This window comes from Blastopirellula marina DSM 3645 (assembly GCF_000153105.1).
GTDB classification, from domain to species: Bacteria; Planctomycetota; Planctomycetia; order Pirellulales; family Pirellulaceae; genus Blastopirellula; species Blastopirellula marina.
The window spans coordinates 3,689,470-3,714,498 of the sequence record NZ_CH672376.1 but is presented as its reverse complement, the minus strand read 5'-3'; the positions used below and the strand labels follow the sequence as shown (position 1 = coordinate 3,714,498).

Annotated in this window: 12 protein-coding genes; 4 read left to right on the top strand and 8 right to left on the bottom strand. The window is 56.6% G+C overall.

The window, feature by feature from the left end:
• The first annotated feature begins 228 nt into the window (after window positions 1–228).
• Window positions 229–1,668 carry a TolC family protein gene (locus DSM3645_RS16725; RefSeq protein ID WP_161603367.1) on the top strand — a complete coding sequence of 480 codons (1,440 nt, stop codon included), beginning with the start codon at window positions 229–231 and terminating at the stop codon, window positions 1,666–1,668.
• A complete protein-coding gene (locus DSM3645_RS16720) occupies window positions 1,637–2,245 on the top strand; it encodes a LysR family transcriptional regulator substrate-binding protein (RefSeq protein WP_315849856.1) in 609 nt (202 codons plus the stop codon). The genes DSM3645_RS16725 and DSM3645_RS16720 overlap by 32 nt, the downstream gene beginning before the upstream one ends.
• Before the next feature lie 63 nt (window positions 2,246–2,308).
• On the opposite strand, the gene DSM3645_RS16715 is transcribed toward DSM3645_RS16720, so the two are convergent.
• The 8 genes from DSM3645_RS16715 to DSM3645_RS16680 all read right to left on the bottom strand — a co-directional run bounded on the left by DSM3645_RS16715 (window position 2,309) and on the right by DSM3645_RS16680 (window position 13,844).
• The gene (locus DSM3645_RS16715; protein ID WP_002653430.1) at window positions 2,309–3,838 is read right to left on the bottom strand and encodes a permease; all 1,530 of its coding nucleotides are present in this window, start codon (window positions 3,836–3,838) and stop codon (window positions 2,309–2,311) included.
• Window positions 3,835–4,320, bottom strand: a complete 486-nt coding sequence (locus DSM3645_RS16710) for a hypothetical protein (protein ID WP_002653429.1) — start codon at window positions 4,318–4,320, stop codon at window positions 3,835–3,837. The genes DSM3645_RS16715 and DSM3645_RS16710 overlap by 4 nt, the downstream gene beginning before the upstream one ends.
• A gap of 18 nt (window positions 4,321–4,338) precedes the next feature.
• Entirely contained in the window at window positions 4,339–5,322 is a 984-nt protein-coding gene (locus DSM3645_RS16705; RefSeq protein ID WP_002653428.1) for an AAA family ATPase, read from the bottom strand.
• 18 nt (window positions 5,323–5,340) lie between these two features.
• Window positions 5,341–7,635 carry a transglutaminase-like domain-containing protein gene (locus DSM3645_RS16700; protein WP_002653427.1) on the bottom strand — a complete coding sequence of 765 codons (2,295 nt, stop codon included), beginning with the start codon at window positions 7,633–7,635 and terminating at the stop codon, window positions 5,341–5,343.
• A complete protein-coding gene (locus DSM3645_RS16695; RefSeq protein WP_161603366.1) occupies window positions 7,628–8,866 on the bottom strand; it encodes a DUF58 domain-containing protein in 1,239 nt (412 codons plus the stop codon). The genes DSM3645_RS16700 and DSM3645_RS16695 overlap by 8 nt, the downstream gene beginning before the upstream one ends.
• A gap of 144 nt (window positions 8,867–9,010) precedes the next feature.
• Window positions 9,011–9,412: a hypothetical protein gene (locus DSM3645_RS16690; RefSeq protein ID WP_040351907.1), complete on the bottom strand. Its 402-nt coding sequence runs from the start codon at window positions 9,410–9,412 to the stop codon at window positions 9,011–9,013.
• 154 nt (window positions 9,413–9,566) lie between these two features.
• Window positions 9,567–12,740, bottom strand: coding sequence for an efflux RND transporter permease subunit (locus DSM3645_RS16685; RefSeq protein ID WP_002653423.1), 3,174 nt, complete (start codon window positions 12,738–12,740; stop codon window positions 9,567–9,569).
• 9 nt (window positions 12,741–12,749) lie between these two features.
• A complete protein-coding gene (locus DSM3645_RS16680) occupies window positions 12,750–13,844 on the bottom strand; it encodes an efflux RND transporter periplasmic adaptor subunit (protein ID WP_161603365.1) in 1,095 nt (364 codons plus the stop codon).
• A 517-nt stretch (window positions 13,845–14,361) separates the two neighbouring features.
• Here DSM3645_RS16680 and DSM3645_RS16675 point away from each other — a divergent pair.
• On the top strand, window positions 14,362–15,957 hold the full coding sequence (locus DSM3645_RS16675) for an efflux transporter outer membrane subunit (protein ID WP_002653421.1): 1,596 nt from the start codon (window positions 14,362–14,364) through the stop codon (window positions 15,955–15,957).
• 296 nt (window positions 15,958–16,253) lie between these two features.
• Entirely contained in the window at window positions 16,254–24,983 is an 8,730-nt protein-coding gene (locus tag DSM3645_RS16670) for a GH36-type glycosyl hydrolase domain-containing protein (RefSeq protein ID WP_002653420.1), read from the top strand.
• The last annotated feature ends 46 nt before the right edge of the window (window positions 24,984–25,029 follow it).

The following is a 25,029-nucleotide window of genomic DNA, read 5'->3' as shown; positions in this document are numbered from 1 at the left end:
GCCAAAGCTTTCCAACAAGAAGATTAACTCCGCTTTACTGCTACATTCGCTACTGCTGTTGCGACCGCCTACTCGTCGAATTTAGCCCATAGCTGGCCACGGAATCGAAGCGAACGACGTTTCGATTCCCAGTCGCTAGCATCGAAAATTGCTATCAGGCGGAAAATGAAGATGCGCAGGTCCGGCACTATTCTTGGCATGGTCTTTTTGGCGGGCATCGGATGCCGCATGGATCCTGCTTCGAAACCGCATGTATTAATACCGCCGCCGGTCACCGATCCAGTCGACGCGAATCCATCCCCAACCATCACTTCCTCCCCAGCCGAAGCTCGGCCGGCGAGCGCGATCGAGTTGGAATCGGATCTGGTGACGCTGGCGTCCGCTCATTTCGAGCCGACGGACCAGCCGACCCCACATGAGCCCGTCTTCTCGAAGCTTCCGCAACCTGCTTTTAACTTGATGGAAACGATCTCACTGGGACTTGCTCAGAATCCCGACCTGGTCGCACTTCGTCAAAATGAAAACGTCGGCTCCGCTGTGTTGGGAGTTGCCGAAACCTACCCTTACAATCCCTTCGCGCAAGTTCGGGTCACTCCCTATCAAGATGCGCCAGCCGCCGGTGTCGGCACGACCTATCACTATGTACTCTTGATGCAGCGCATCGAACTCGCGCATCAACAACGATTTCGCGAGAACAGCGCCGCTTCCGCACTCAATCAAATTCGCTGGTCGATTCATCTGGCGGAGCTGCAAAACGTTGGACTCTCTACTCGACTTTACTTGACCGCGCTCTATCAACAGGAATTGCTCTACCTGGCCGAAGAAAGTCACCAGAACAACTTGGTGTTGAAAAATACCTTGGAGAAACAGCTGGATGCGGGACAGGCTTCAGGGGCCGACGTAGCGATCGCCAGAATCGACGCCCAGTCCACCGCCCAGCAGTTGCGACTTGCCCAGGCCAACTATCAGCTCGCGCTGCGAGATTTGAAACGTCAAGTCGGGCTATCGCCCGAAACCGAGCTGCGACTTGCGGATCGGCTGACGCAGCATGATTGGCTCCTCCCCACTTTGATTGCGGATGGAAACGAAGATCCGTGCCAGCGGACATCCCCCGAATCGATCTCCGGTTGGGCGGCGTCACGACCGGATGTGCTGGCGGCACTGGCCGATGTCGATGCGGCCCGTGCAAACCTGAGTTTGGCCAGCGCCGCCAAGACGCCTGACGTTCAGGTGGGGCCTTACTATCAGCGTGGCCGTGACGAAGTCACCTATCTTGGGTTACAAGCCCAGATGGACCTGCCGGTATTCAACAATGGTCGTCCGTTGGAACGGCAGCGGATCGCAGAATTAAATCAGCGTTCGACCGTATGGAGGCAATTGTTCCGCAGGGCGAATCTCGAAGGCGAAGCGGCTTGGCAAAGGTACCAACTGGCCTACAAAGGTTTGCACGCCTCTGGTCTCGAAGAGCCGATCGAAGTTCCCAACGCACTCGCCGGGCTCGAACGCCAGTTTCAGGCCGGCGAAGTCGACATCACGCGCGTCGTCCAGGCCCGTAACAGCATCTTGCAAAACCAGCGAGTCCGTCTCGATCTCTACAACGAACTCGCTCAAGCGTCGGCAGATGTGATCATCGCAATTGGACTGCCGGTTGAGGATATCGTTCGCTGAGCGAATTTGTCTTTCCGGAAGTAAGGTCGAAGAAGCAAACGCTACTAGCGACTTACATGGGGATGACGACACGGCCGTACGGATGATCTCCGAAGGGACGGCCGACCTTGCGCTGACTCTAGAAAGAGGTGTAGAGCAGCGTGATACGCCTGTTTCCTGCGAGCAGGCCTATGCGAACGGTTACCTCGCGATCTTCCCGACCGGCCATCCGCTGAAGAAAAGAAAGTTGTTAGAGTTAAATGAGTTGATCAAGTTTTCAATCGTCGTCGGTCATCGCGGAACGTCAGGAAGGGGCCTTTTCGAGCAGGCGCTGCATCGTTTGGATTTATTGGGAAATCTGCAATTCGCCGCCGAAACCGATAATAGCACCTTCACGATCTCTTGCGTCCATGCTGGACTCGGTGTCGGAATCGTGGCCAGACAAGCGATCGAAGGCCCGTTTACGTATCAGTTAGAAAAACGCTCCCTCTCGCACTCGTTGGGGCAGGCCTACGTGGTCTTTCGGAGAAAAAAAGGGCGACAAGCCACGAAAGTCATTCGCGTATTGATGGATCTGATCCGAGAAAGCAGCGGATAGCGACCAAGGACGCTCGCTGGCCGCCGTCGTTTTCACCGTGTCGGCGTTCGATGAGGGGGCAAGTTATTGCTGATACGACTCGCGTAGTCTTGTATAGGCATGACTGACTTTCCCTGCTAAATCTTTCGCCTTGTCCGTCTCTTGATCCTCGACGGCGTGTTCGAGACGCTCAAGATATTCGCGAAAGACGAGTCCTTTGTATTGATGGTAAGGCGCGACTTCGCCGCTGCGCAGGAACTGGCTCACTTCTAGCTTGCGACTCCAGTCGTCAAAGATTGGTATCCAATGCTGCGCCACTTCCCAGCGGCCCGTCCGCGATCCATAGATGACCTCGGCGTTGATTGCGCGCATTTCTTCAAAGATCTCGTGGGGAGGGGGATAGTAGAGATAGCAACCAGAGACACTGACGGCCACCAAGCCGACCAAAGAAATCACGCCGAGCACGGGACCGGGGATCGTACGATCCAACGATTTGGCTGCAGGCGGTGTGGTCTGTAGCCAGGCTTCGCATTGTCGCTGGGGATCTGCGAGACGAAGGCCAATGGCGCAGATCATTGCGAACGCGAACATGGCTACGCCAACCTGCTCGTGCGGAGCGACCTTTTTTGATAATTCGATCCAGGCCGATTGCATCGGGTTGGGCGTATTTGCGTTAAATGGAGAGCAGTAGCCGTCAAACGCATGCGTATGGCCAGCCGGTTCGACTCCTTGCGGATAAAGGGGACCATCTACCGCATACGAAAGCCCGACGACGACGCCGATCAATATTCCGAACCAAGCGACAGTTCTGCCGAGCCCATAGGAACGCATCATCCAGCCGATGAGTCCCATGTTGGCGCCGGCGCCCAGTGCAAGGAGCACGAAAGCGGCGCCTGCCGAATTTCCATGGGCGAACATCGAAGCCAATTGCACCATCGCGACCATCGGCGTCGCATAGGCGGGAATCGCGATCGCCGTCATAAACAAGATCGCCGTGGGGTCATCGTGCTCGGCCGATTGCTGAAGGCTGGCGTAGGGAAGCGCAATGCTGAGCGCAGCGACTCCCAAAAGACCGAGGAGAATGTAGCCCATCGACGGTCCGGTCATCTCGCGGAGCCCGAATAGTGCGGTGGCCAACAACCGGCGCCATCCTTCCGGCACGATTGGCGGATCAGAGGTGAAGGTTTGAGGAGCGACGCGAAAGCACCAATCCCACAGGAGTCCACAACCAGTAACGATGATCAATGAGCAAAACGAAAAGGTAATGATGACCACAGGATCCGATAACGTCAGTCCGTAAAGGACGGAAATCGGATTGAACAACGGCGCCGTTAGCGCGAACGCTAGAATCGTACCGCCAGAAAGTTTGGCGCGACGCAATTCCATAGCGATCGGAATCACGCCGAGAGAACAAACCGGTAACAGCATGCCAATGAGCCAGGCGTAAAACAAAGACTTGATCCCCGAATCGCCGAACAGCTTGCGCGTGCCGGTTGCGCCCAACCAGACGCGAAAAATCGCCGCGACTAGGATGCCGATCATAATCGTGGGAATCGCAGCGACCGCCGCCTGGCTAAAACGTAAGAGAGCGCCCCAAAATAGCGTTTCGATCATGACTGGTTATCCTCTTCTAGTAAGTTCGACTCAGAAGCGTCTAACGGTTGCAGCGCCAGACGCTGGCTGCGGATCGAATTTGCGCAACGGTCCAGCTCTGGCAAAACGCTTGCTAATGCTTGCGAAAGTTCGGTCAACGAAACCTGAGCGGCTTGCCGCCGGATCATTGCGGTCGACTGGTACATTTGATTCCAGTCTTCGCGTGAAAGGTCGGACTCGGCCGCAAGCTCAGGCAACCAGCGGAGCAGATCGGCTGCTTCCAGTTGCAGATCGCCGTCTGGATGCGGGGATGGAATCTCCTCGCTGGTGGAACTTGCGGTTTGAATGACTTGCAGTCGCTCGACCGCCGCAACAAAATCAGCCGGACGATGAGGCGGATCGTGATGTTCAGCATGTTCGTCCGATGCGGATAAGCAGCCTAACAGGGTGACCAATCCAATGGCGGCAAGCAGTCGTCGTAAAGTCATCGATGAGTCACTCATTGCATTCATTCCTTTTTTTTAGCTGCAGACCGGAACTTCGACATCGTTTAATACCGTCTCGATGATCGTCTGCGGACTTTCAAAGTCGCCTGAGAGGCGGACTTGCAGCACCGGAGCGGCGACATCTTGGATATCGTCCGGCGTCACAAAGTCGCGTCCGCGAAGATGCGCTCGAGCTTGGGCGACGCGTTGCCAGGTCAGCAGACCGCGTGGACTAAGTCCTAAGGTGACATCGCGATGATGTCGCGTTGCGGTCCCCAAGTCGACGAGATAACGAAGCACGCTCTCTTGGATATGAACGCCTGCGACATGATCCTGGAGGTGCTGCAGAGAATTCGGCGTCAAGATCGCCGGCAACGGAGATCGATCGCGATCCGCCGCGCCGATATTTTCGGCGAGCATCTCTAGTTCGCTCGCACGGTCGGGATAGCCGAAGGTGAGTTTCATCGCAAATCGATCGAGCTGCGCCTCAGGCAGCGGATAAGCTCCATGACTATCGACAGGATTTTGCGTCGCGATCACAAAGAACGAAGGGGTCAGTCGATGCGTCATTTTGTCGATCGTGACCTGACGCTCGGCCATCGCTTCGAACAATGAGCTTTGTGTTCGCGGAGTCGCGCGATTGATCTCGTCGGCGAGGAGGACCTCGGAGAATACAGGACCTTCAATAAACTCAAATTCCCGCGTCTTCTGGTTGAAAATACTGAATCCAGTTACGTCGGTCGGCAGCAAGTCAGGCGTACATTGAACCCGTGCGAAACGACCGCCGACCGACATCGCCAACGCTTTGGCGAGCGTCGTTTTACCCAGCCCCGGCAAGTCCTCGAGTAAGAGATGCCCTCTGGCTAGGAGGCAAGCGATGACTAGTTCGACCGCTTCACTTTTGCCTTTGAGCGTTGAATTTAGCGCGCGACGTAGTTCGTCAATGACCGGTTGAAATTCGCAGATCGAACCGGTCGAGTGAGCTGTTTGTGCTGGCGATGCAACAGGGCTATTCGTCATGTTGATAGTTTCCGCTTGTTAGCGTCGTGTAAGTGGACGGCGACTTAGTTCGAGTGTGAAGTAGCGAAGCGTTTCAATTTCGGCCGCCGGCACCGGGCACTTGGCGGTTCCCCCATACAAGGCCCAACCACAAAGGGAGATCGATTGAATCTGCTGCGTCTCCTCTTCTGCGGCGACGACTTTGCGAGAAAGCCAAGCTTGGATGGTCACCCCTTTCGGTCGTCGAACCTGAGAGAATCGCTCGCGTAGCTGAATGATCTGCAGCGTACGCAACACGCGTCGACGATGATCGATGGGGACAGCCCAGCAATTTGCCAACCGCGCCGCCGTATCCAAAATCACGATGCGCAATAGCCAGATCGTGATTGCCAGGGTGAAGAGCAATAGGAAGAACCACTTGCGACCCCAACTCCATTGAAGGATCGTCCAGACAAATTCGGCCAAGCGGGTCTTTAGGTCTTTCGGCGGCCCGAGACGTTCGTATCCCGGCGTCGGCTCCACCGCGTGCCAATTCACGCCGTCCGAGACCTCCAGCCAAAAATGGGCGTCGTCAGGATAGATCGGCGTCTGTTCACTGTGAGAATCAAATCGATCGGGCGACGCATAGAATCCGCGAACAATTCGTGTCTGATATCCCAGCTCCCGAAGCAATAATGCGGCGGATGTCGCGAACAAATAGTCAGGACCCTGCTTCGCGTTGAAAAGAAACTCTTCGATCGGCCCAATCGTTGTTGGAGAAATCGGCGCGTTTCGATCCAGTCGATAGTCGTGGCGCAGATGGTCGGATATCGCCGTAATCGTGTCCCAGCCGGGCTGTGCTTCAATCGTCCATGCCTGGGCGAGCTCGCGCAAATCAGGCGACGAATCTGCAGCGGCGATTGGCGTGTTGGCGCCCACGAACTTATTGCGATATCGCTCACTTTGAAGACGCTCGTCGCCGATCAAAAAGAATCGTTGACGCATCACGGTGGTCGGTGGAATGCGGTCGGCGTCCAATCGTAGCACGCCGTCCTTTGTCCAACGAAAAAGATCAGCGCGATCCACGTCTGGGATATGCAGCTGCGACAAATGGCCAGGAGTCGGGACACGCGAAGACTTGAGATTGATGAACTTCAGCAGGTGTTCCTCGACGTAGTCGATATCGGAGTCATTCACCAGACAGGGGATCTCAAGCCAAGGTTTTCCATTCTCATGCGAGATGACGAAGCTTGCGGGGGGAGACGCCTCGGCTTCGATCAGCTCGTTTTGTTCCAGCCGATCGTAGACATTGGTGCGCAGATGTAGCGGAGTTCGGCCTTTGACATACAGCAGTGCGTGAGACGTACGATCCTGCAGGCTTTTCTTCTTCGTCGTCGACTGCTTACGCAGGAGGCTAAACTGGCGACCTGACTGCTCACTATGGGCCACTTTTTGATGCCGATGTTGCAGTTTGTCAGGCGCCAGCGCTATTGATCGTTGACGCTCGCTTGTCTGCTTGCGTTTGACGGGAGCGTCGTAGGTGTCGTTGAAAACGTCATACAGACTGGGCATCTGCGATTCAAGGAAGACCTCGCTTTCCGTTGGCCCAAAGCTCATCGCATCTTCGGTCCCATCGACCAGATCGTCACCATCACCAATGCCGGAGTTCGCCGCTGCGCTATCGAACTGGTTGCCGCCTGAGCTCGGCATAAAGCCGGATAACGCGGTAGTCGCATGTTCGCCGCCGATCAACAACAACATTCCGGTTCCCAGCAGCAGCGCCGCGCCGGTTGCGATAACGCCTGCATTTTTGGGGACGCTGCTCTCGGTTCCTTCGGGAAACCTGCCTTGAATGCGATCCCAATAATTGCCAATCAACCACCAGAGTCCGATCATCGCGTAAATTGCGACAACCGCGGTGATCGACGCATGGATCTCTAAGATGAATGCGAAGCAGGTAAGCGTAAGACTGAGACCGGAGGACAGCCGGAGTAGTGAAGGGAATCGAGAACACGCCGCAGCGGCGATCATCAGGTTTCGCAGCGCCAAAGCGGTCTGCAGTTCGAAGGTCTGGCCAAGTTGGGGCGCAACGTAGCTGAAGATAACTTCCACGACGACATGCGCCATGGCCATCGTCAGCAACAGGATGATGACGCTCCCCGGCGGATTTCCCTTCGTCACAACTTCCGCTTGTCGCCAAGGGCGAACCGCGAGGAGAGAAGTAGCGAAGACCGCCAGGATCTCCCCCCAACTCCACCACGCGCCAACGCCGCCGCGATTTAAAGACAATTGCAGCGCTAAAACGGCGAGCGCAACGAGAATCCAATTGAGTCGTTCCAAAAATCGTTCAGACATGGCGCCAAGCCTCCTTGCGCTGTTTTCTCCAGCCGTTTTGCAATTCTGCAGCGGCTGCCGGCAGCGAATCAATCGCTATCCATGGCGAACCCGCACGTCGAGACGCGGCCAACTTCTTGGAGTCATCAGTTGCGACGTTTAACACGATGGCTCGTGATTCGCCGACCAGCGGCTCGGCGAGATTGGTCCGTACGGCGATCACCACGCCATCTCTCCGGCGAGTTGGGGCGCGTGTGGAATTTGAAAGAGCGAACCTGGCCATCGCGTCATACATTTTTCGCCAGCTGGCCAGATTGGCGTCGAGCGCGAAGATTTGGTTTTCCAGTTCCAGTGAGACGCGCACATTTTGCTGGAACAGCGCGACGGCGACGCTACCGCCGATGCGCAGCGCCCACTCGATCGTCGCATCCGTTCCCTGACCGCGATGAGTTGCGGCTCGGCAATCGATAACAATGCGAACGTCCGTCTGCGCGGCGCCTTGTCGTTCGCACACGATCATCCGGTCGCAACGAGCCGTCTGCGCCCAATGGACGTTGCGAAGAGAATCTCCTTGGCGATAGGGACGAGCGCCGATTCGTTCGCCCTCATCCCCGGTGCGTTGATCGCTGGGGCAAAAGAGAGACCTAGCGGTACCCGCAGGGAGCGGCAAAGACGCAAGAGGAAAGATCCGCGGCCAAACGATCAACGTCTGACGGACGTTGCAGGACCGAAGAGCCTTCCACAAGCCAAAGGGAAACTCGGTCGTGATCTGCGGCGAGATCTCGGGATAAGCCCCTCGTCGTTCTGGTTGAAAGGGAAACGTAAATCGACATGTCGACCAGCCGGGAATCCGCGCCAGGGAAACGACGGCCGGATTTCCCGCCGCATCGTTCACAAAAAAGCCGCGTTCAACCGCCAGTCCCCAGACCGGAAATGGCCAGTGATTGACGATTTCCACTTCGACGGTGACGTTGGCTCCCTCTTCGCATCGCGGCTTTGAAAACCGGAGCTGACAAGCAACGCCGCGCAGGCCGATCCAGGGCCAAGCGATCCCAATCGCGAGTACCGCAGCGATCGCGACGACGATCGCATAACCTTGCGGTGAAACAAACCAGCCGATCAACAGCGCGCAAACCGCTGCTGCGACCAGGGCGCCAAACGGGGTCTTGAGCCAATAGACGTAGCGATTGGCCCACGGCGTGTAGTCCCGCGTGAGAACGTTACGCGACAACCAGATGGATTTAATGCTCATCTTTTTCAATCGGCGCAGCATCACCGCATCCGCCGCTGCGATTCACATCGACGGAAATACGTGGAGCCGCACACCGGTTAGGTAAGGGACGTAGTATCTGATATGGCAGGGGCAGAATTCCACTGCGAAACGACGCAGAATCGTCTAGAGCAACGCTGGCGGACCGCGAGATTTTGCGCAATGGGTAGAGACGCAATGCAGTTGCTGTAACTCACATGGGATGCATGCCGCCGACTCCGGGGATGCGTCAACTTTAAGCGGCGCCGTCAGGTCGACCCGTCGCCAAGATGCGAGCAGCTTGCAAATCGCGCATTCATGCAAGGCGACAAGTTCGGACTTCGCTCCATGCTCTTCTGAAGCGATCGCATGCGACAGGTCCTTATGGTCATGGTGGTCACAGCGATGTTGCGCCTCATGGTGATCGCAACAACCATGCCCGCCGTGGCCCAGTCCCGGCAATACGTGCAGTCCTTCCGCGAATCCCCCTGCTAACAGCAGAGCGATGACCTGGAACATAGCTGCAATTTGGCGAATCCGCTGCGGCATGGTCAATTTCGGTCGAGAAAGGAGTCAGCCCTTTCATTTTGACCAAGGCTTCCCGCACGTCAATTGACTTCATGCGTTATTTGCAAAAGATTTGCGTAATGCATCGCAATTGTGAATGGGGCGGACTAGCGCAGCGAGCACCGACTCCGACGAACTATTGAGCACTTTCGTCCACATTAGGACGATCAGAAAAAAATGGTCGGAAGTACCATTGCTTGATCGCCGATAGCGCTTTACCGGCGTCGTTCGCGGCGAGCAGAGCGCACGGAATTAGGAAGAGCGTCACTAATGTCGCAAACATTACTCCAAATGCGAGCGACGCCGCCATCGGGATCAAGAATTGGGCTTGCAGCGACTTATCCATCAGCAGCGGAACCAAGCCCACAAACGTCGTGACCGAAGTCAGCATGATCGGGCGAAATCGCCTGGCGCCTGCTTGGAGCGCCGCCTCGTGGAGCGTGGCTCCCGCAGCGAGCCGATGGTTCACATAGTCGACCATCACCAGCGTGTCGTTGACGGCGACCCCTGCGAGGGCCAGCATTCCGAAGATCGAAAGGTACGACGGCGTGATGTCCATCGCAATGTGCCCTAGCAGCGCCCCTATGATCGCGAAAGGAATGGCCATTAAGACAAAGAACGGCTGTCCTAGCGATTTGAGTGCGACCGCTAGCAATCCATACAAGACGAAGGCCAAAATACAGGAACCAAGAATTGTCTTTCGTTGGGCGTCTTCCGCCTCCGCGACATAGCCCACATACTCGAAACTAAGGTTGTGTGGTTGGCACAGTTCCTCGATTTTCGGTGATAGCTCCTGGGAAATTCCCAGGATGTCGACCGTGTCGTCCACCGGTTGAGCGCCGCAGCGAAGTATCTCAGCGCCATTCTTCCGGGTGACCGAGGATGGGGCCTGAGTAAAGACGATTTCGGCCACCGTCGCCAGAGGCACGCTCGCGCCGCGAGGAGTGCGAATCTGCATGCGATCGAGCGTGTGCAGCGCTTCCCGCTGCGCGCGTGGCAAGCGGACCATGACTCGGATGTCGTCTGTCCCGCGTTGCACGCGTTGAGCCTCTTCGCCAAAAAAGGATTGGCGAATCTGCTGGGCGAGCAGCTGCTGCGTCACGTCGAGTTCGGCGGCGTGCGGTTTCAATCGCAACTCGAGTTCGTCCTGACCGTAGTTGATGTTCGCCCAGGCCGAGCTGAACGCTTTGTATTCTTCCAACAGGCTTTTGATCTGACGCGCCACGAGGGCCTTCTCGGGCGACATCGGGCCACGCAGTTCGATATTCAGATTCTCATTGTCGACATTGCGGTCGCGGTTAATGCTGGAGTCAGAGCGGATACGGAATTCCGTCGCCTCGGGGATGGGGCCAATGAGCTCGCTCCAACGGGCGGCGAGATCGCTATTCTTCGGCCCGGTAGCGCTGCGCAGCGACGGGGCCAATACTTCAAATGAGATCGCGCCCCGTGATTTCTCAAAGTCGCGATGGATCCGGGCGGCGCCCACGATCTTGGAGATGTTCAGGACTAGCGACTCGCCGCTTTCGGGATCGATATATTCCTTTTGAACTTGGAGCAATGCGGTTTCGATTCGCTGCATGTATCGAGCGGTCGTCTCCAGCGAGGTATCGTCCGGCATATCGAGTTCGGCGGAGATGCGTTGTTTTTCGACCGTCGGGTAGGCGACGAACTCCATTCGACCGCTCAAGCAATATCCGGCCATCAACAATATCGCCGACACAAATGCAGCCAAGACCGAACCGCGATGGCGCACCGAAAACTCAAGAGATGGCTGATAAACCCGCTCGATAAAGGATTCAAGACTGTTGGCGATCGACGTTTGAAGCCGCGTAATCGGGTTGTTGCGAGGAACCGGCCGTAAATGCTTCAAGTGAGCCGGCAGGATTAACTTGGATTCGATGAGAGAAAAGAGGAGCACGGGCGCGACGACCGGCGGCACCTGGGACGCAAAATCACCCCAACTCCCTTCAAAGAACATGAGCGGAACGAACGCGACCATGGTTGTCAGCGCGCCGAACGTGACCGGAGTCGCGACCTCTTGGGTTCCTTCGACGGCTGCTTCCAGCGGAGATAACCCTTCTTGCATTTTCAAATAGACGTTCTCGCCGGTCACGATCGCATCATCAACAACGATACCGACGACGATGATGAAACCGAACAAGCTCATCACATTCGCCGTGACCCCAAACCAAGGCATCAAAATGACTCCGCCGGCAAAACCGACGGGGATGCCAGCCACGATCCAGAACGCGAGACCGGGACGAAGGAACAGGCCCAAAAGCAACATAACCAGCAGGCTGCCTTGCGCCATCGATGTGACGAGCGTTGACAGACGCCCCCGAATCTCGACCGACTCGTCGTCCCAGATAAATAGCTCGATCCCTTCGGGAAACCGGCTGCGCGCATTGCTGACGTATTGGTGCACCTTGTCCGAGATATCGATCGCGTTCTCTTTGCCGGTGCGCATTACCTCGACAAACAGGGCGGGGCGCCCGTTGAACTCAACGATCTTTTCCCCTTCTTCAAAGCCGTCGTTGATCGTCGCAACTTCTCCCAAGAGGACGTCGGCGCCGTTGCCGGCGAGGATCGGGGTATTGCCGAACTCTTGCTCAGAGTAGGCCTGGCCACGGGTGCGAATGATGAAGGTGCCGCTAGGGCTCTCGATTGATCCCGCCGGCAGGTCGACTGAAAACTGTTGGATGGCTTCGGAGAGATCCTGCAAACTCAGCCCGTACGCCAAGAGCTTTTCCGTATCCACTTCCACGCTGATCTCGTAGTCTCGGTCCCCTTGCACTTGCGCGCGACTGATCCCCGGCAGTGCGATAACGTCTTCTTCGACTTTGCGAGCGACTTCACGCAACTCGTGCGGACTCAAATGACCTGTGACGGCGATGCTCAGTACTTCCCACCAATTGGAAGAATCGGGGATCGAAATCTCGGGCCGCTCCGTCTCATCCGGAAAGCTGGTGATCGTGTTGATTCGGGACGAGATATCGTCCATCAGCGCCCGCAGGTCGGTCCCCGGCTCGGCGTCGATCATGATCCTTCCCTGACCCTGGCGACCTTCCGAGATGATGTCGCGAATCCCTTCGACGCCTTCCAGCGATTCCTCGATCGGTATGAGGATCGCGCGCTCGACATCTTTCGCGGTTCCTCCGCGGTAAGTCATATTGACGAACACGGACTCAAAGCTGCGTTCTGGGGAGACCTCAAGCGGGATTTTGTAGAGGGCCGTATAGACGCCCCCGATGAGGATGGCGAACATCAGAAAGTTCGCGGCGATCCCGTTTGTCGTAAACCAACGAATCATCGGTAATTATCAGTTCGTAGAGTTCTTGTCGGGATCGGTTGAAGTAGAATCCGCGATGGAGATGCCGGTGTCTGCTGCGGGAATGATTTCGATCTTGGCGCCCTTGGGCGTAAACGGCATTGGAGTGGTCGCTAGCCACATCCCCTTCGGAATCGCGGACGAGGAAACGATCACCTTGTCAGCATCGGACCAGAGCGACTTGATCGAGATCGGCAGCAGCGTCTGATCCGCGCGGTTCACCAAGACGATCTTATCCAGTTGGCGGACAGAACCCCTGGGCAAAGCGATGACGTCTTCCAGGACTTTGCCTTCAATGAAAGCGATGACCGGCTGACCGATTCGAAGCGGCGCAGTCCGCGTCTCACCGCCGAAAGGACGATCAATGCGCGCGATCGCGAACAGATCGCGTGAGTCCTCGTCCAGCATTCCCTCGGTGCGAACGATTTTCCCATGCCAGACCGTTTCGTTCGACTTTTGGATGCCATCGCGAAACTCGACCGGGAGCGGAGGATCATTCGCATACTCGGGCAACTCCAAAAATTCTCTCAGCTCACCCGAGATGGGAAGACGGACCTCGACATAGTCGATAGCGAACACTTCACCCAAGGGAGAATTTGATCCTGCTAATTGTCCGACGCCGATGAGCTTCGACATGACGCGACCAGCGAATGGCGCCATGATCTTGGTTCGCTGCAGATTCAGCTTCGCTTGCGCGACCCCCGTTTCGGCCAGCGCGACGTTGGCTTCGGACTGCTCTCGGCTCGCGGAAGCCGCGTCCACTTCTCCCTGAGAAACGGCGTTCGATTCGACGAGTCTTAACTTGCGTTCCTCCACGAGTCTCGCAAGTTTGAGTTCCGACTTGGCCGCCGCCAATTCGGACTCGGCGAAGTCGAGCGCCGTTTGGTAGTCGCTCGGATCGATCTCAACGAGCATTTCCCCCTGCTTGAAGTAGGCGCCGACTTCAAAGGCAGAGCTGATTTTCAGGACCACCCCAGAGACCTGGGCCGTCAACGTCACTTGGTTATGTGCCTGCACGACGGCGTGCGTCTTGACGACCACCGGATAGTCAACCACTTCCAGTTCCTCGACCCGGGAACGTAGCAAGACCTTCTTGGGTTCTGGCCGAGGGGGCCGTTCGACTTGAACGGCCAGTTGGGAAAAGCCGAACCAGCCTGCGGCAAGGATTGCGCAGGGGATAGCAAGTCTCAGCAAGCGCCCAGCGAAAATCGAAGGTTTAGTTGAAGACTTTGCCATAGGTTAGAACCACGTCTATTAACAATAGTTGGAAGATCGAGCGAGGGAAGGAAGGGGCTGATTGTCGACGCGGATCCGTTGCGAAGAAAACAGATCGGCGATGGTCGATGGGACCTGTTGGGCTAATCACTGCGCCCAAGAGCCACGGCAGCCAGCGGTGGGGAAGCGGCTTTGTCCAGTTTGAATGCAACGGTGCAGACATTGAAAATGACGGTTGTAACGATGATAGAGACTTTAACCCCGGAAGTTGAGGACTGGGGTCAACCTTTTCGAGCATCGCGGAAAAGATTGTACCGATCCCGCCAGATCCACCGATTGTAGGGCAAGCGACGTATTTTCCCGTCTTGCTGATTTCTCGAGATAATTGATGCGATGCGTCCCTCACTCGCCTGCAAACAGTGCAATTTACCAATTCCGGCTCGGTCTGACAGTTTCGTTCGCCTGGATTGCGTTTGTTGGCATCGGCTGTACAAGCCCCCGCGACTGGATCGCCAACGGCTTTAAGGTAGGCCCCAATTATCGCACTCCGGCTGTTCCCGTGGCGCAGGACTGGATCGATTCCGACGATAAACGAGTGATCGGCGATCCCGTCGACGCCGCTGCCTGGTGGTCGACCTCTTTCAACGACCCGGTTTTGAACCAGCTGGTGACCGAGGCGTACAATCAGAATCTGACAGTTCGCCAGGCAGGGGCGCGAATCATGCAGGCAAGAGCGCTGCGCGCGATTGCCGTGGGGAGCATGTTTCCACAACAGCAAGATTTTTCCGCCCAGTACTCTCACAATCTTGTCACCGGCGCCGGTTTCGATCGCCATTTCAGCAGTTGGAGCGGTTCGTTTGGGTTGGCGTGGGAAGTTGATTTTTGGGGCCGCTATCGCCGCGCCGTCGAATCGGCCGACGCTGACCTGGATGCCGCTGTGTATGACTATGGAGACGTGGTCGTCACGCTGGTGGCCGACGTCGCCCAGACGTACATCGATATCCGCACGCTTCAGACGCGACTGGAGCTGGTCAAGTTGAATGTGGAGAATCAACGAAAGACCTATGAGCTGACGGAGATTCGCTTTGTCAACGGCGAATCGAGTGAAGTCGACGTGCAGCAGGCGAAATCGAGTTTGGTGCAAACCGAAGCGCTGGTTCCGCAACTGGAGATATCACTGCGGCAATCGCAGAACCAGTTGTGCGTCCTGTTTGGAGCGCCGCCTGAATGGATCGTCGACATGCTAGGCGCCGGCGAAATACCAAACGTGAAACCAGAGATCGCGCTAGGGATTCCGGCCGCCACCTTGTTGCAACGGCCTGACGTTCGCCGATCAGAGCGACAGCTCGCGTCGCAGAGCGCATTAATTGGTGTGGCTGAATCTGAGTTATATCCGCACATCACACTGTCTGGAACCGTTGGCAGGAGCGGGAATCAGTTCAAGGATCTGTTCCGCACTGGATCGGGTTTTGGTTCGGTAGGGCCGTCGCTTGACTGGAATATTCTGAACTACGGACGCATCGCCGGAAATATCCATTTCCAAGATGCGCGATTCCAAGAGCTGCTCGCAGCCTATCAGCAAACGGTCCTGAACGCTAATCTTGAAGCCGAAAACGCGATTGTCGGATTCCTCAAAGCCCAAGAGCAACTCCGATTGCAATTGGAAGCCGCCGAGGCCGCCGACAAAACGAATCAACTGATCACCCTGCAATTTGAAGAAGGGGAGGAAATTGACTTCAATCGTGTGTTCAGCGTTCAAAACACCAAGACCCAGCAAGAAGTAGCCGCGGCCGTAGCCAAAGGCAATGTCGCCCAAGGAGTCGTCGCCATCTATCGCTCGCTGGGCGGCGGCTGGCCATCGCCCTATCTGAGTCGACCGCCGGCGGTGCTTGAAACGCCGCCCAATGCGGAAGAAATCGAACCGCCGCCAGGGGATGAAAAATTGCCAATCGACGAAGTGTTGGACAACCCCGTGGGGAATTAACGTCGCCGGCTTAGTCCAAGCGGCGTTATTCTGACGAAGAATACGATGCTGACCGTGAGCGCTCGGAATGCGGCCGCGTCGCTGTGAATGTGCTAGCGGGAATCGGTGGGGATCCTTCCAGGGAGATTATTCCAAATAAGGGAGGGCGAAGGAGGATCGTGAAGTGGGTGCGCAAAACGCCGCTTCGCGGGAGGAGCGAAGCGCTGTGATCGCCCAAAGTCTGGTCGCCTAGTATCGCACGGCATCCATTCCCGCCTATATTCAAGTCTTTCGCTCCTTTTACAAGCGAGCGTTACGTGCAAGTTCCGCACATCTCTCAGAAGTTGTTGCGTCTGGCGTCTTGGAGAAGGTTTTCCGAGCGAGAATCTCCTACCAATCGCGAGGATGAGCAACCGCTTCGCGCAGAATTATTCAGCGCCGATCAGCTGGAACGACACGCCAAGACGATCGCGGCAACGCATCAGTTGGCGTCAGGACGGTCCCAGAACAAGTTGCTGCCGCGACTTGATGAAAACGCTCGAGTCCTGATCGAGACTTACGATCTAGTCACAGCGGCGGCGGCCCAAAATCGGCCTATCGAGCCGGCGGCGGAATGGCTGCTCGATAATTTCTATCTGATTGAAGAGCAAATCCGGGCGATTCGAAGGCTGCTGCCTCCTTCTTATAGTAAACAATTGCCGCGCTTAGCAGAGGGGCCGGGCGCCGGTTTTCCGCGCGTGTACGGGATAGCGCTCGAATTGATTTCGCATGTCGATGGGCACATCGATGCGACCAGCCTGAACAGCTTCATCGCGTCGTACCAGTCGGTAGAATCGCTGATGCTAGGCGAATTGTGGGCGGTGCCGCTCATGCTCCGACTCGCGTTGATCGAGAACTTGCGTCGCGTCGCCGTGCGGATCGCATTGGCGCGGCGCGATCGTGATTTGGCCGGCGACTGGGCGGATCAGATGGTCCAGATTGTCGAGCAGAATCCTACTGACTTGATTCTCGTTCTGGCCGATATGGCTCGAAACAATCCGCCCCTTTCCGGCGCCTTTCTGGCCGAGATGACTCGACATTTACAAGGGCAAAATCCCAACTTCGCCTTCGCCAACAGTTGGCTTGAACATCGTTTGGCGGATCAAGGTCTGACGACCGAGCAGCTAGTTCGGGCCGAAGGACGCGCTCAGGCCGCGGACCAGGTCTCGATCGGCAATAGCATCAACAGTTTGCGATTTTTAGACTCAAACGACTGGCGAGAGTTCGTTGGCCAACACAGTCTGGTCGAGCAGACGCTGGCCGGAGATCCCTCTTGCATCTATGCGGAAATGGATTTCGCCACGCGCGATCGTTACCGCCATGCGGTGGAAGGAATTGCGCGGCGCAGCAAACTTTCGGAATACGCCGTAGCGCGCAAAGCGGTCCAATTGGCCGAAAACCATGCTCGAGAAGCTCCAGATGAACGCGCCGCGCATGTCGGATACTATCTGATCGATCGAGGGCGTCCCGTCCTGGAGCGTCTGGTCGAAATGCGGCTTTCACCTATCGTCGTGCTCGATAAGCTGATCCGACGCTATCCACTCTTCTGTTATTTGGCAGTCAACGGTTTCGTAACGTTTACAACGACGCTTCTTTTCCTGCTTTGGTTGACGCGACACGATGCGAGCTGGCTCGTGGTAGGACTTCTGGCGATTCCTGTGATGATTTGCGCATCTCATCTTGGGATCGGAATCGTAAATTGGCTGACGGCGCGACTGCTGAGCCCGCAATCGCTGCCGCGCATGGACTTCGAGCAAGGCATACCCGCCGAAGGCCGCACTTTGGCGGCGGTTCCGACGATGCTCACCAGCGCCTCAGGAATCGAGCATCTGCTCGACGGTTTGGAGATTCGATATCTTTCCAATCGCGACCAATGTTTGCACTTCGCGCTGGTGACGGACTTTGTGGATGCAGCGACGGCATCAACGCCAGATGATGCAGAGCTTGTTCGCTTGGCGCGCGAGGGTATCGAGCGTTTGAACGAGAAGTACGCCGATGTGCGCAACGATATTTTTCACTTATTCCATCGCCCACGTTCGTGGAATGCGCAAGAGGGCGTTTGGATGGGATATGAACGCAAGCGTGGTAAGTTAGCCGATCTGAATGCGACGCTGCGAGGCGCGACCGACCGCTTTACCGATGTTGTCGGTCAAACTGCGATCTTGCAGAGCGTACGTTATGTGATCACGCTCGACACGGACACTCAAATGCCGCGCGATGCAGCCCGGCTGATGGTCGGCACGTTGGCGCACCGACTGAACCGGCCAGTGTTCGACAAGGCGCTTGGCCGCGTCATTGACGGCTATACGATATTGCAGCCGCGCGTCGGGGTCAGCTTGACCAGTACGCAGCGTTCGCGGTTTGCACAGCTGTTTTCGGGAGACCCAGGCGTGGACCCCTACACGCGCGTCGTTTCGGACGTCTATCAAGATTTATTTGGCGAAGGTTCGTTTATCGGCAAAGGGATCTATGACGTCGATTCGTTCGAGCAGAGTTGCGGCGATTTTCCGGAAAACGCGATTCTTAGTCATGACCTGATCGAAGGCGCTTATGCGCGTTCCGCGCTTCTCAGCGACGTAATACTCTACGAAGAGTATCCTTCCCGCTACGCGGCGGACATCTCACGTCGCCATCGTTGGATGCGCGGCGACTGGCAGATCGCCGCTTGGGTCACGCCATGGGCGCCGAGTCGAGCTGGAAAATGGTTGACCAATCCAATCTCGATACTATCACGGTGGAAAATCTTTGATAATTTGCGGCGTAGTTTGTCGCCGATAGCCATCTTGCTGACACTGATGATTTCGTGGTTTGCTTCGCCGAGCGTCGCGGCGGCTTCCTTGTTGTTCGTCCTCAGCACGATCCTGCTGCCGACGATTCTCGATGCAGCGTCCGATTTATTTCGCAAATCTGCAGATGTGCCGCTACGAATGCATTTACGCTTAGCGATCCAGGCGCTGGGGAGGCCGCTCGCCCACAGCGCGCTCACTTTGGCGTTTCTGCCATACGAAACGTATATCAGCGTGGACTCGATTGTTCGTACGTTGATCCGGATGACATGGACGAAACGTCGATTGTTAGAGTGGAGGACTTCCAGCGATTCAGAACGTAACGCCGACGATAGTCTGGTCGGCGCATTTCGCGCGATGTGGGTTGCCCCGATACTCGCGACGGCGACATTTCTCGCTCTCTTTCCGTTTCATCGCGGCGCACTCCTTTACGCCGCCGTCTGGCTTGCAATTTGGCTTGCCTCTCCGCTGCTCGCTTGGCGGCTTAGTCAGCCGATTCGCAAAAAGGCGCCGCAACTTTCCGAGGATCAGCGACATTTTCTCGAGAAGCTGTCCCGCAAAACGTTCCGCTATTTCGAGGACTTCGTCACTGCGGAGAATAATTGGCTCCCTCCCGACAATGTTCAGCAGAATCCGGAACTGGTGATAGCGCCACGCACTAGTCCGACGAACATCGGCATGGGGTTGCTGGTCGATCTCGCCGCCTACGACTTTGGGTATTGTTCCGCCGCCCAAATGTTGACGCGAACGCAAAGAACCCTGGATACGATGCATCGGATGGAGCGCTATCGCGGACACTTCTTCAACTGGTACGACACACGCACGCTTGCGCCGTTGCACCCCCGATATGTATCGATGGTCGATAGCGGCAATTTGGCGGGTAATCTGCTGGTGCTCTCCAGCGGATTTGCAGCCCTGGGAGATGCTCCGCTTTTGCCGCCGCGAATGATCGGCGGGTTGCGCGATACGCTTCGCGTCTTACTCGAAGTCGCACAAGGCGTTGACGTCGTTCACGGCGCCGCTGATGTACTTCGCAAGATTGAACGTCAGATCGAAGATCTGGATCAAACTCTCACGTCGCTCAGTTCGGCGCATTCGGCGCTCGCTCGCTTGACCAAAATGTCCGCAGAACTGAAGATCGCGTCCGGCGAAAATGAAGAGCTGAAATGGTGGGCGAACGCTTATGACCAAGCATGTCTGGAACACCATCGCGACCTGACGCTGCTAGCGTCATGGGTCGCGCTCCCCGCGCCTCCTCCGCAGTTGAACAACAACGGACAGATAGGGGAGTTGCTTAAACGCTTGAATCGCTTGCTCACATTGCGAGAAGTGGCGGAGTTGGAAGCCATCGCGATTCCGCCATTGGAAGCTGCGATACAATCGGGCTCGGCGGATACGATAGCCTGGCTCTCGCAACTGAAAACGGCGTTGAGTCAGTCCGCGGAGAAAGCTCGAGAGCGAATTGCGGAATTCCAAAAGCTCGCTGCTCAGTCCTTGGATCTTGCTGAGATGGATTTTGGCCTCCTCTACAATTCGACACGCGACTTATTTGCAATTGGCTATAGCGTCAGCGAGCACCGGCTGGACGCAAGCTTCTATGACCTGCTTGCTTCCGAAGCGCGACTCGCCAGTTTTATTGTGATCGCACAGAACAAATTTGGCCAAGAGCATTGGTTTGCGCTCGGCCGATTGTTAACCAGTGCGGGAAGCGCGCCAGCACTGTTGAGCTGGAGCGGCTCCATGTTCGAGTATCTGATGCCGCTGCTGGTGATGCCGAACTATGAAAACACGCTACTCGATCGCACCTATCACGCTGTGGTTCGTCGGCAGATCGAATACGGCCGTCAGCGCGGCGTGCCGTGGGGAATTTCCGAATCGGGCTATAACGCGATCGACCAACACAAGACGTATCAGTATCGCGCCTTTGGCGTGCCTGGGCTTGGATTGAAACGAGGACTAGCCGAAGATTTGGTGATTGCTCCCTATGCCAGCGTGCTGGCGCTGATGGTCGAGCCGGAGGCCGCTTGTCGAAATCTTGAACGTTTGGCGGCGGATGGGCAGTTGGGCGCGTATGGGTTTTACGAAGCGGTCGACTACACCCCCTCTCGTTTGCCCCCTGGCTCGGATCGGGTCAGCGTTCGGCAGTTCATGGCGCATCACGAAGGGATGAGTCTGCTGTCGCTAGCGTATTTGTTGCTCGATAAGCCGATGCAGCGGCGATTCCTCGCCGATCCGATGTTGAGAGCGGCGGATTTATTGTTGCAAGAACGCGTCCCGAAGGCGAGCGCGCCCGTTTATCCGCATGCCAGCGAAGCGAACGCGACGCGGCTTGTTTCAGCGGAAGAATCGGGCAACATGCGCGTCTTTACCGATCCCAGCGCCTCGGCGATCGAAGCACATTTGCTCTCCAACGGCCGGTATCATGTCGCGGTAACTAGCGCCGGCGGCGGTTATAGCCGCTGGCGAGATCTGGCGATTACTCGTTGGCGCGAAGATGCGACGAAGGACGATTACGGCAGCTTCTGCTATGTGCGTGATGTTGAGAGCGGCGTCGTCTGGTCCAACGCGTGGCAACCGACCACCAAGTCCGCCAAAGGTTACGAAGCGATCTTTACGCAAGCACGAGCCGAGTTTCGCCGCAGCGATAATCAGATTGAAACCTACACTCAAATCTGCGTTTCGCCGGAAGATGACATCGAACTGCGGCGGATTACGCTGACAAATCGCTCGGAATTACCTCGGACGCTTGAGTTGACGAGTTATGCCGAAGTGGTGTTGGCGACGCAGGCGCAGGATGAGGCGCATCCCGCATTTAGCAACCTGTTCGTCGAAACCGAACTGGTGCGAGAGCATACGGCGATTTATTGCACGCGCCGTCCCCGCTCGGCCGAAGAGCAGCCTCCTTGGATAACGCACATGATGACGGTGCGCGGCGAGACGGTAGGCGAGCCCTCCTACGAAACCGATCGCATGCGATTTGTCGGTCGCCACAAAACGCTGGTGTCTCCGGCTGCCCTGAATCGCAAAGGTGCGCTCTCGAATAGCGCCGGTTCAGTTTTGGATCCGATCGTTTCGGTCCGTCAGACGGTCCTTTTGCAGCCGAACGAATCGATGACAATCGATATTGTCACCGGCGCCGCCGAGACGCGTGCGGGAGTCCAATCGTTAACCGAAAAATACGGCGATCCGAGTCTCACCGATCGGGTCTTCGACATCGCTTGGACGCATAGTCATATTCTGTTAACGCAGTTGAACGCTTCGGAGACGGATGCCCAGGTCTATGGCCGTTTGGCTAGTTCGATCATCTACGCTTCGACGCTGCATCGTGCCAAAGCGAGCATTCTCGCACTAAATCGTCAGGGTCAATCGGGGCTTTGGGGTTACGGGATTTCTGGCGATTTACCGATCGTATTGGTCCGCATTCGGGACCACGAACGGCTCTCTATCGTGCATCAAGCGGTTCAAGCTCACTCCTATTGGCGGATGAAGGGGCTCGCCGTCGACCTGGTGATCTGGAACGAAGATGATTCGGTCTATCGTCAGACTCTGCAAGATTCAATCGTCGATCTTGTCGCCGCTAGCCCCGAGGCGCCGCTGATCGATCGCCCCGGTGGAGTCTTCATCCGACGAGGTGAGCAAATGTCGGACGAAGACCGTGCACTGCTGCAGACGGTTGCTCGGATCGTGCTGCTCGACGATGCGGGAACCCTCGCCGAACAAGTCGAACGTCGTGGGCGCGCCCCGGTCTCGATCCCGCATCTGAGGCCAACTCGTTCACCAGATATCGCGAACGCTTCGGCTGAGTCGCCCGACCGCGATCTCGCCTTTTTCAATGGACTGGGGGGATTCAGCCAGGACGGTCGCGAATATGTCACCACATTGGCCGCCGGTCAGACGACTCCAGCTCCTTGGGTTAACGTCATCGCCAATTCGCAGTTTGGCGCCGTCGTCTCGGAAGGGGGAAGCTCCTACACGTGGGCGGAGAATAGCCACGAATACCGACTCACGCCGTGGCGCAATGATCCTGTTTCCGACCTCTCTGGCGAAGCGATCTATGTGCGCGATGAAGAGACCGGCAGCTACTGGTCTCCCACTCCGTTACCGGCGCGGGGGGGAAACTCCTATGTCGTGCGCCACGGCTTTGGATATAGCATTTTTGACTACTCAGAAGATGGGATAACGACGGAACTTTGCATCTATGTCGACCCCGAAGCGCCAGTAAAAATCTACAAGCTAAAAATTGCGAACCACTCCGGAAGACGACGACAGCTTTCCGTTACCGGCTATTGGGAACTGGTTCTCGGCGAAATTCGCGGCAAGTCGTTGATGCATATCGTGACTGAGGCCGATCCGGCGAGCGGTGCGATCATGGCGCGCAATGTCTACAACGCAGAGTTTGGCGACCGAGTCGCGTTCGTTAATTGCAGCGAGTCCAATCGTACTTGTACCGGCGATCGCGCCGAGTTTATTGGCCGCAACGGCAAGTTGACTAATCCGTCGGCGATGCGCCGCGTTCGCCTTTCGGGGCGCATCGGCGCGGGCTATGATCCCTGCGCCGCTTTTCAAGCTCCGCTAACGCTGGAAGTAGGACAAGAGCGAACCATCACGTTCATCTTGGGTGCGACGGTCGGTGCGAAAGAAGCCAGCGCACTCGCGCAGGAGTTTCGCAGCGTCGATCGAGCGAATCAAGCGATTGAAGAAGTTTGGCATTTCTGGAGCCGGACGTTGGGCGTGATTCACTTAGAGTCGCCCGATCCGGCGGTTAACTACCTTGCGAATGGTTGGCTCGTCTATCAGACGCTCGCCTGCCGCATGTGGGCTCGATCTGGTTTTTACCAGTCGGGAGGAGCCTTTGGTTTCCGTGACCAGTTGCAAGATGCGATGGCCCTGGTGCATGCGCAGCCGCAACTGCTTCGCGAGCATCTCCTGCGCGCCGCGGCGCATCAGTTCCGCGAAGGGGACGTTCAGCATTGGTGGCATCCGCCTGTCGGCCGGGGAGTTAGAACGCACTTCTCCGACGACTATTTATGGCTGCCGCTAGCAATTTGTCGTTACGTCGAAAAGACGGGGGACACAGGCGTCCTCGACGAAACCGCTCCTTTCCTTTCGGCCCGGCTATTACGGAGCGACGAAGAATCGTGTTATGACCTGCCGCACGTTTCAGATGATATCGGCACGCTTTACGAGCATGGAAAGCGTGCGATCGATCGCGGCTTGCAATTCGGCGAACATGGCTTGCCGCTGATGGGGTGTGGAGACTGGAACGACGGCATGAACCTAGTCGGCGAAGATGGTCGCGGCGAAAGCGTTTGGCTGGCCTTTTTCCTCTATTACGTGCTTGAGCAGTTCGCCCAATTGGCGCGACGTCAGGGAGACCTGGCGCTGGCCGATCGATACTCGCTCGAAGCGGGACGCCTGCGCGGCAACATCGAAGAGCATGGTTGGGACGGCCAGTGGTATCGTCGCGCATACTTTGATGATGGGACGCCGCTCGGTTCGTCCAGTAACGAAGAATGCCAGATCGATGCGATCGCCCAAAGTTGGTCGGTCCTCTCCGGCGGCGGAACGCACGGACGCCCCAAAATCGCGATGGAAAGCGTCAATCGTCGACTCGTTCGCCGCGACGCTCGCTTGATTTTGTTGCTCGATCCGCCGTTCGACAAATCGGATCTCAACCCAGGCTACATCAAAGGGTATGTCCCCGGCGTACGAGAAAACGGAGGACAATACACGCATAGCGCGATTTGGACCGTTATGGCGGCGGCGGCGATGGGTGACAATGAGCGTGCCTGGGAGCTGTTCTCGCTGATTAATCCGATCTCGCATGGCGCTACGCCGGACGATATCGCTCAGTATCGCGTCGAACCTTATGTTGCGGCCGCCGATGTCTATGGGGTCGAACCGCATACCGGCCGCGGCGGTTGGACCTGGTACACCGGGTCGTCGGGTTGGATGTACCGGTTGATTGTCGAATCACTGCTAGGTCTGCACTTGGAAGGCGACAAAATGCGGATAACCCCATGCCTGCCGGCTGACTGGACCACGTTCCAAATCCATTATCGCTTTCGCGAAACCTTCTATCACATCACGATTCACAATCATGGCGCCGGCGCAACTGTTTGCAGTATGACGCTGGATGGAGCAAAAGTTCACGAAGAATTTATTTCGCTGGTCGATGACCAGTGCGATCATGAAGTGGTGGTCGAGATGCAACCGATCTAGTTGAAGACCACGCACTTCCGCGACCAGCACGATGAAAATTGAGAAC

What these genes read in the sequence shown, in the direction of transcription:
- DSM3645_RS16675 (WP_002653421.1), top strand. Translation starts at nt 14,362, where the DNA reads ATGCGATGCGTCCCTCACTCGCCTGCAAACAGTGCAATTTACCAATTC.
- DSM3645_RS16695 (WP_161603366.1), bottom strand. Translation starts at nt 8,866, where the DNA reads ATGAGCATTAAATCCATCTGGTTGTCGCGTAACGTTCTCACGCGGGAC.
- DSM3645_RS16710 (WP_002653429.1), bottom strand. Translation starts at nt 4,320, where the DNA reads ATGAGTGACTCATCGATGACTTTACGACGACTGCTTGCCGCCATTGGA.
- DSM3645_RS16700 (WP_002653427.1), bottom strand. Translation starts at nt 7,635, where the DNA reads ATGTCTGAACGATTTTTGGAACGACTCAATTGGATTCTCGTTGCGCTC.
- DSM3645_RS16725 (WP_161603367.1), top strand. Translation starts at nt 229, where the DNA reads ATGGATCCTGCTTCGAAACCGCATGTATTAATACCGCCGCCGGTCACC.
- DSM3645_RS16685 (WP_002653423.1), bottom strand. Translation starts at nt 12,740, where the DNA reads ATGATTCGTTGGTTTACGACAAACGGGATCGCCGCGAACTTTCTGATG.
- DSM3645_RS16690 (WP_040351907.1), bottom strand. Translation starts at nt 9,412, where the DNA reads ATGCCGCAGCGGATTCGCCAAATTGCAGCTATGTTCCAGGTCATCGCT.
- DSM3645_RS16715 (WP_002653430.1), bottom strand. Translation starts at nt 3,838, where the DNA reads ATGATCGAAACGCTATTTTGGGGCGCTCTCTTACGTTTTAGCCAGGCG.
- DSM3645_RS16705 (WP_002653428.1), bottom strand. Translation starts at nt 5,322, where the DNA reads ATGACGAATAGCCCTGTTGCATCGCCAGCACAAACAGCTCACTCGACC.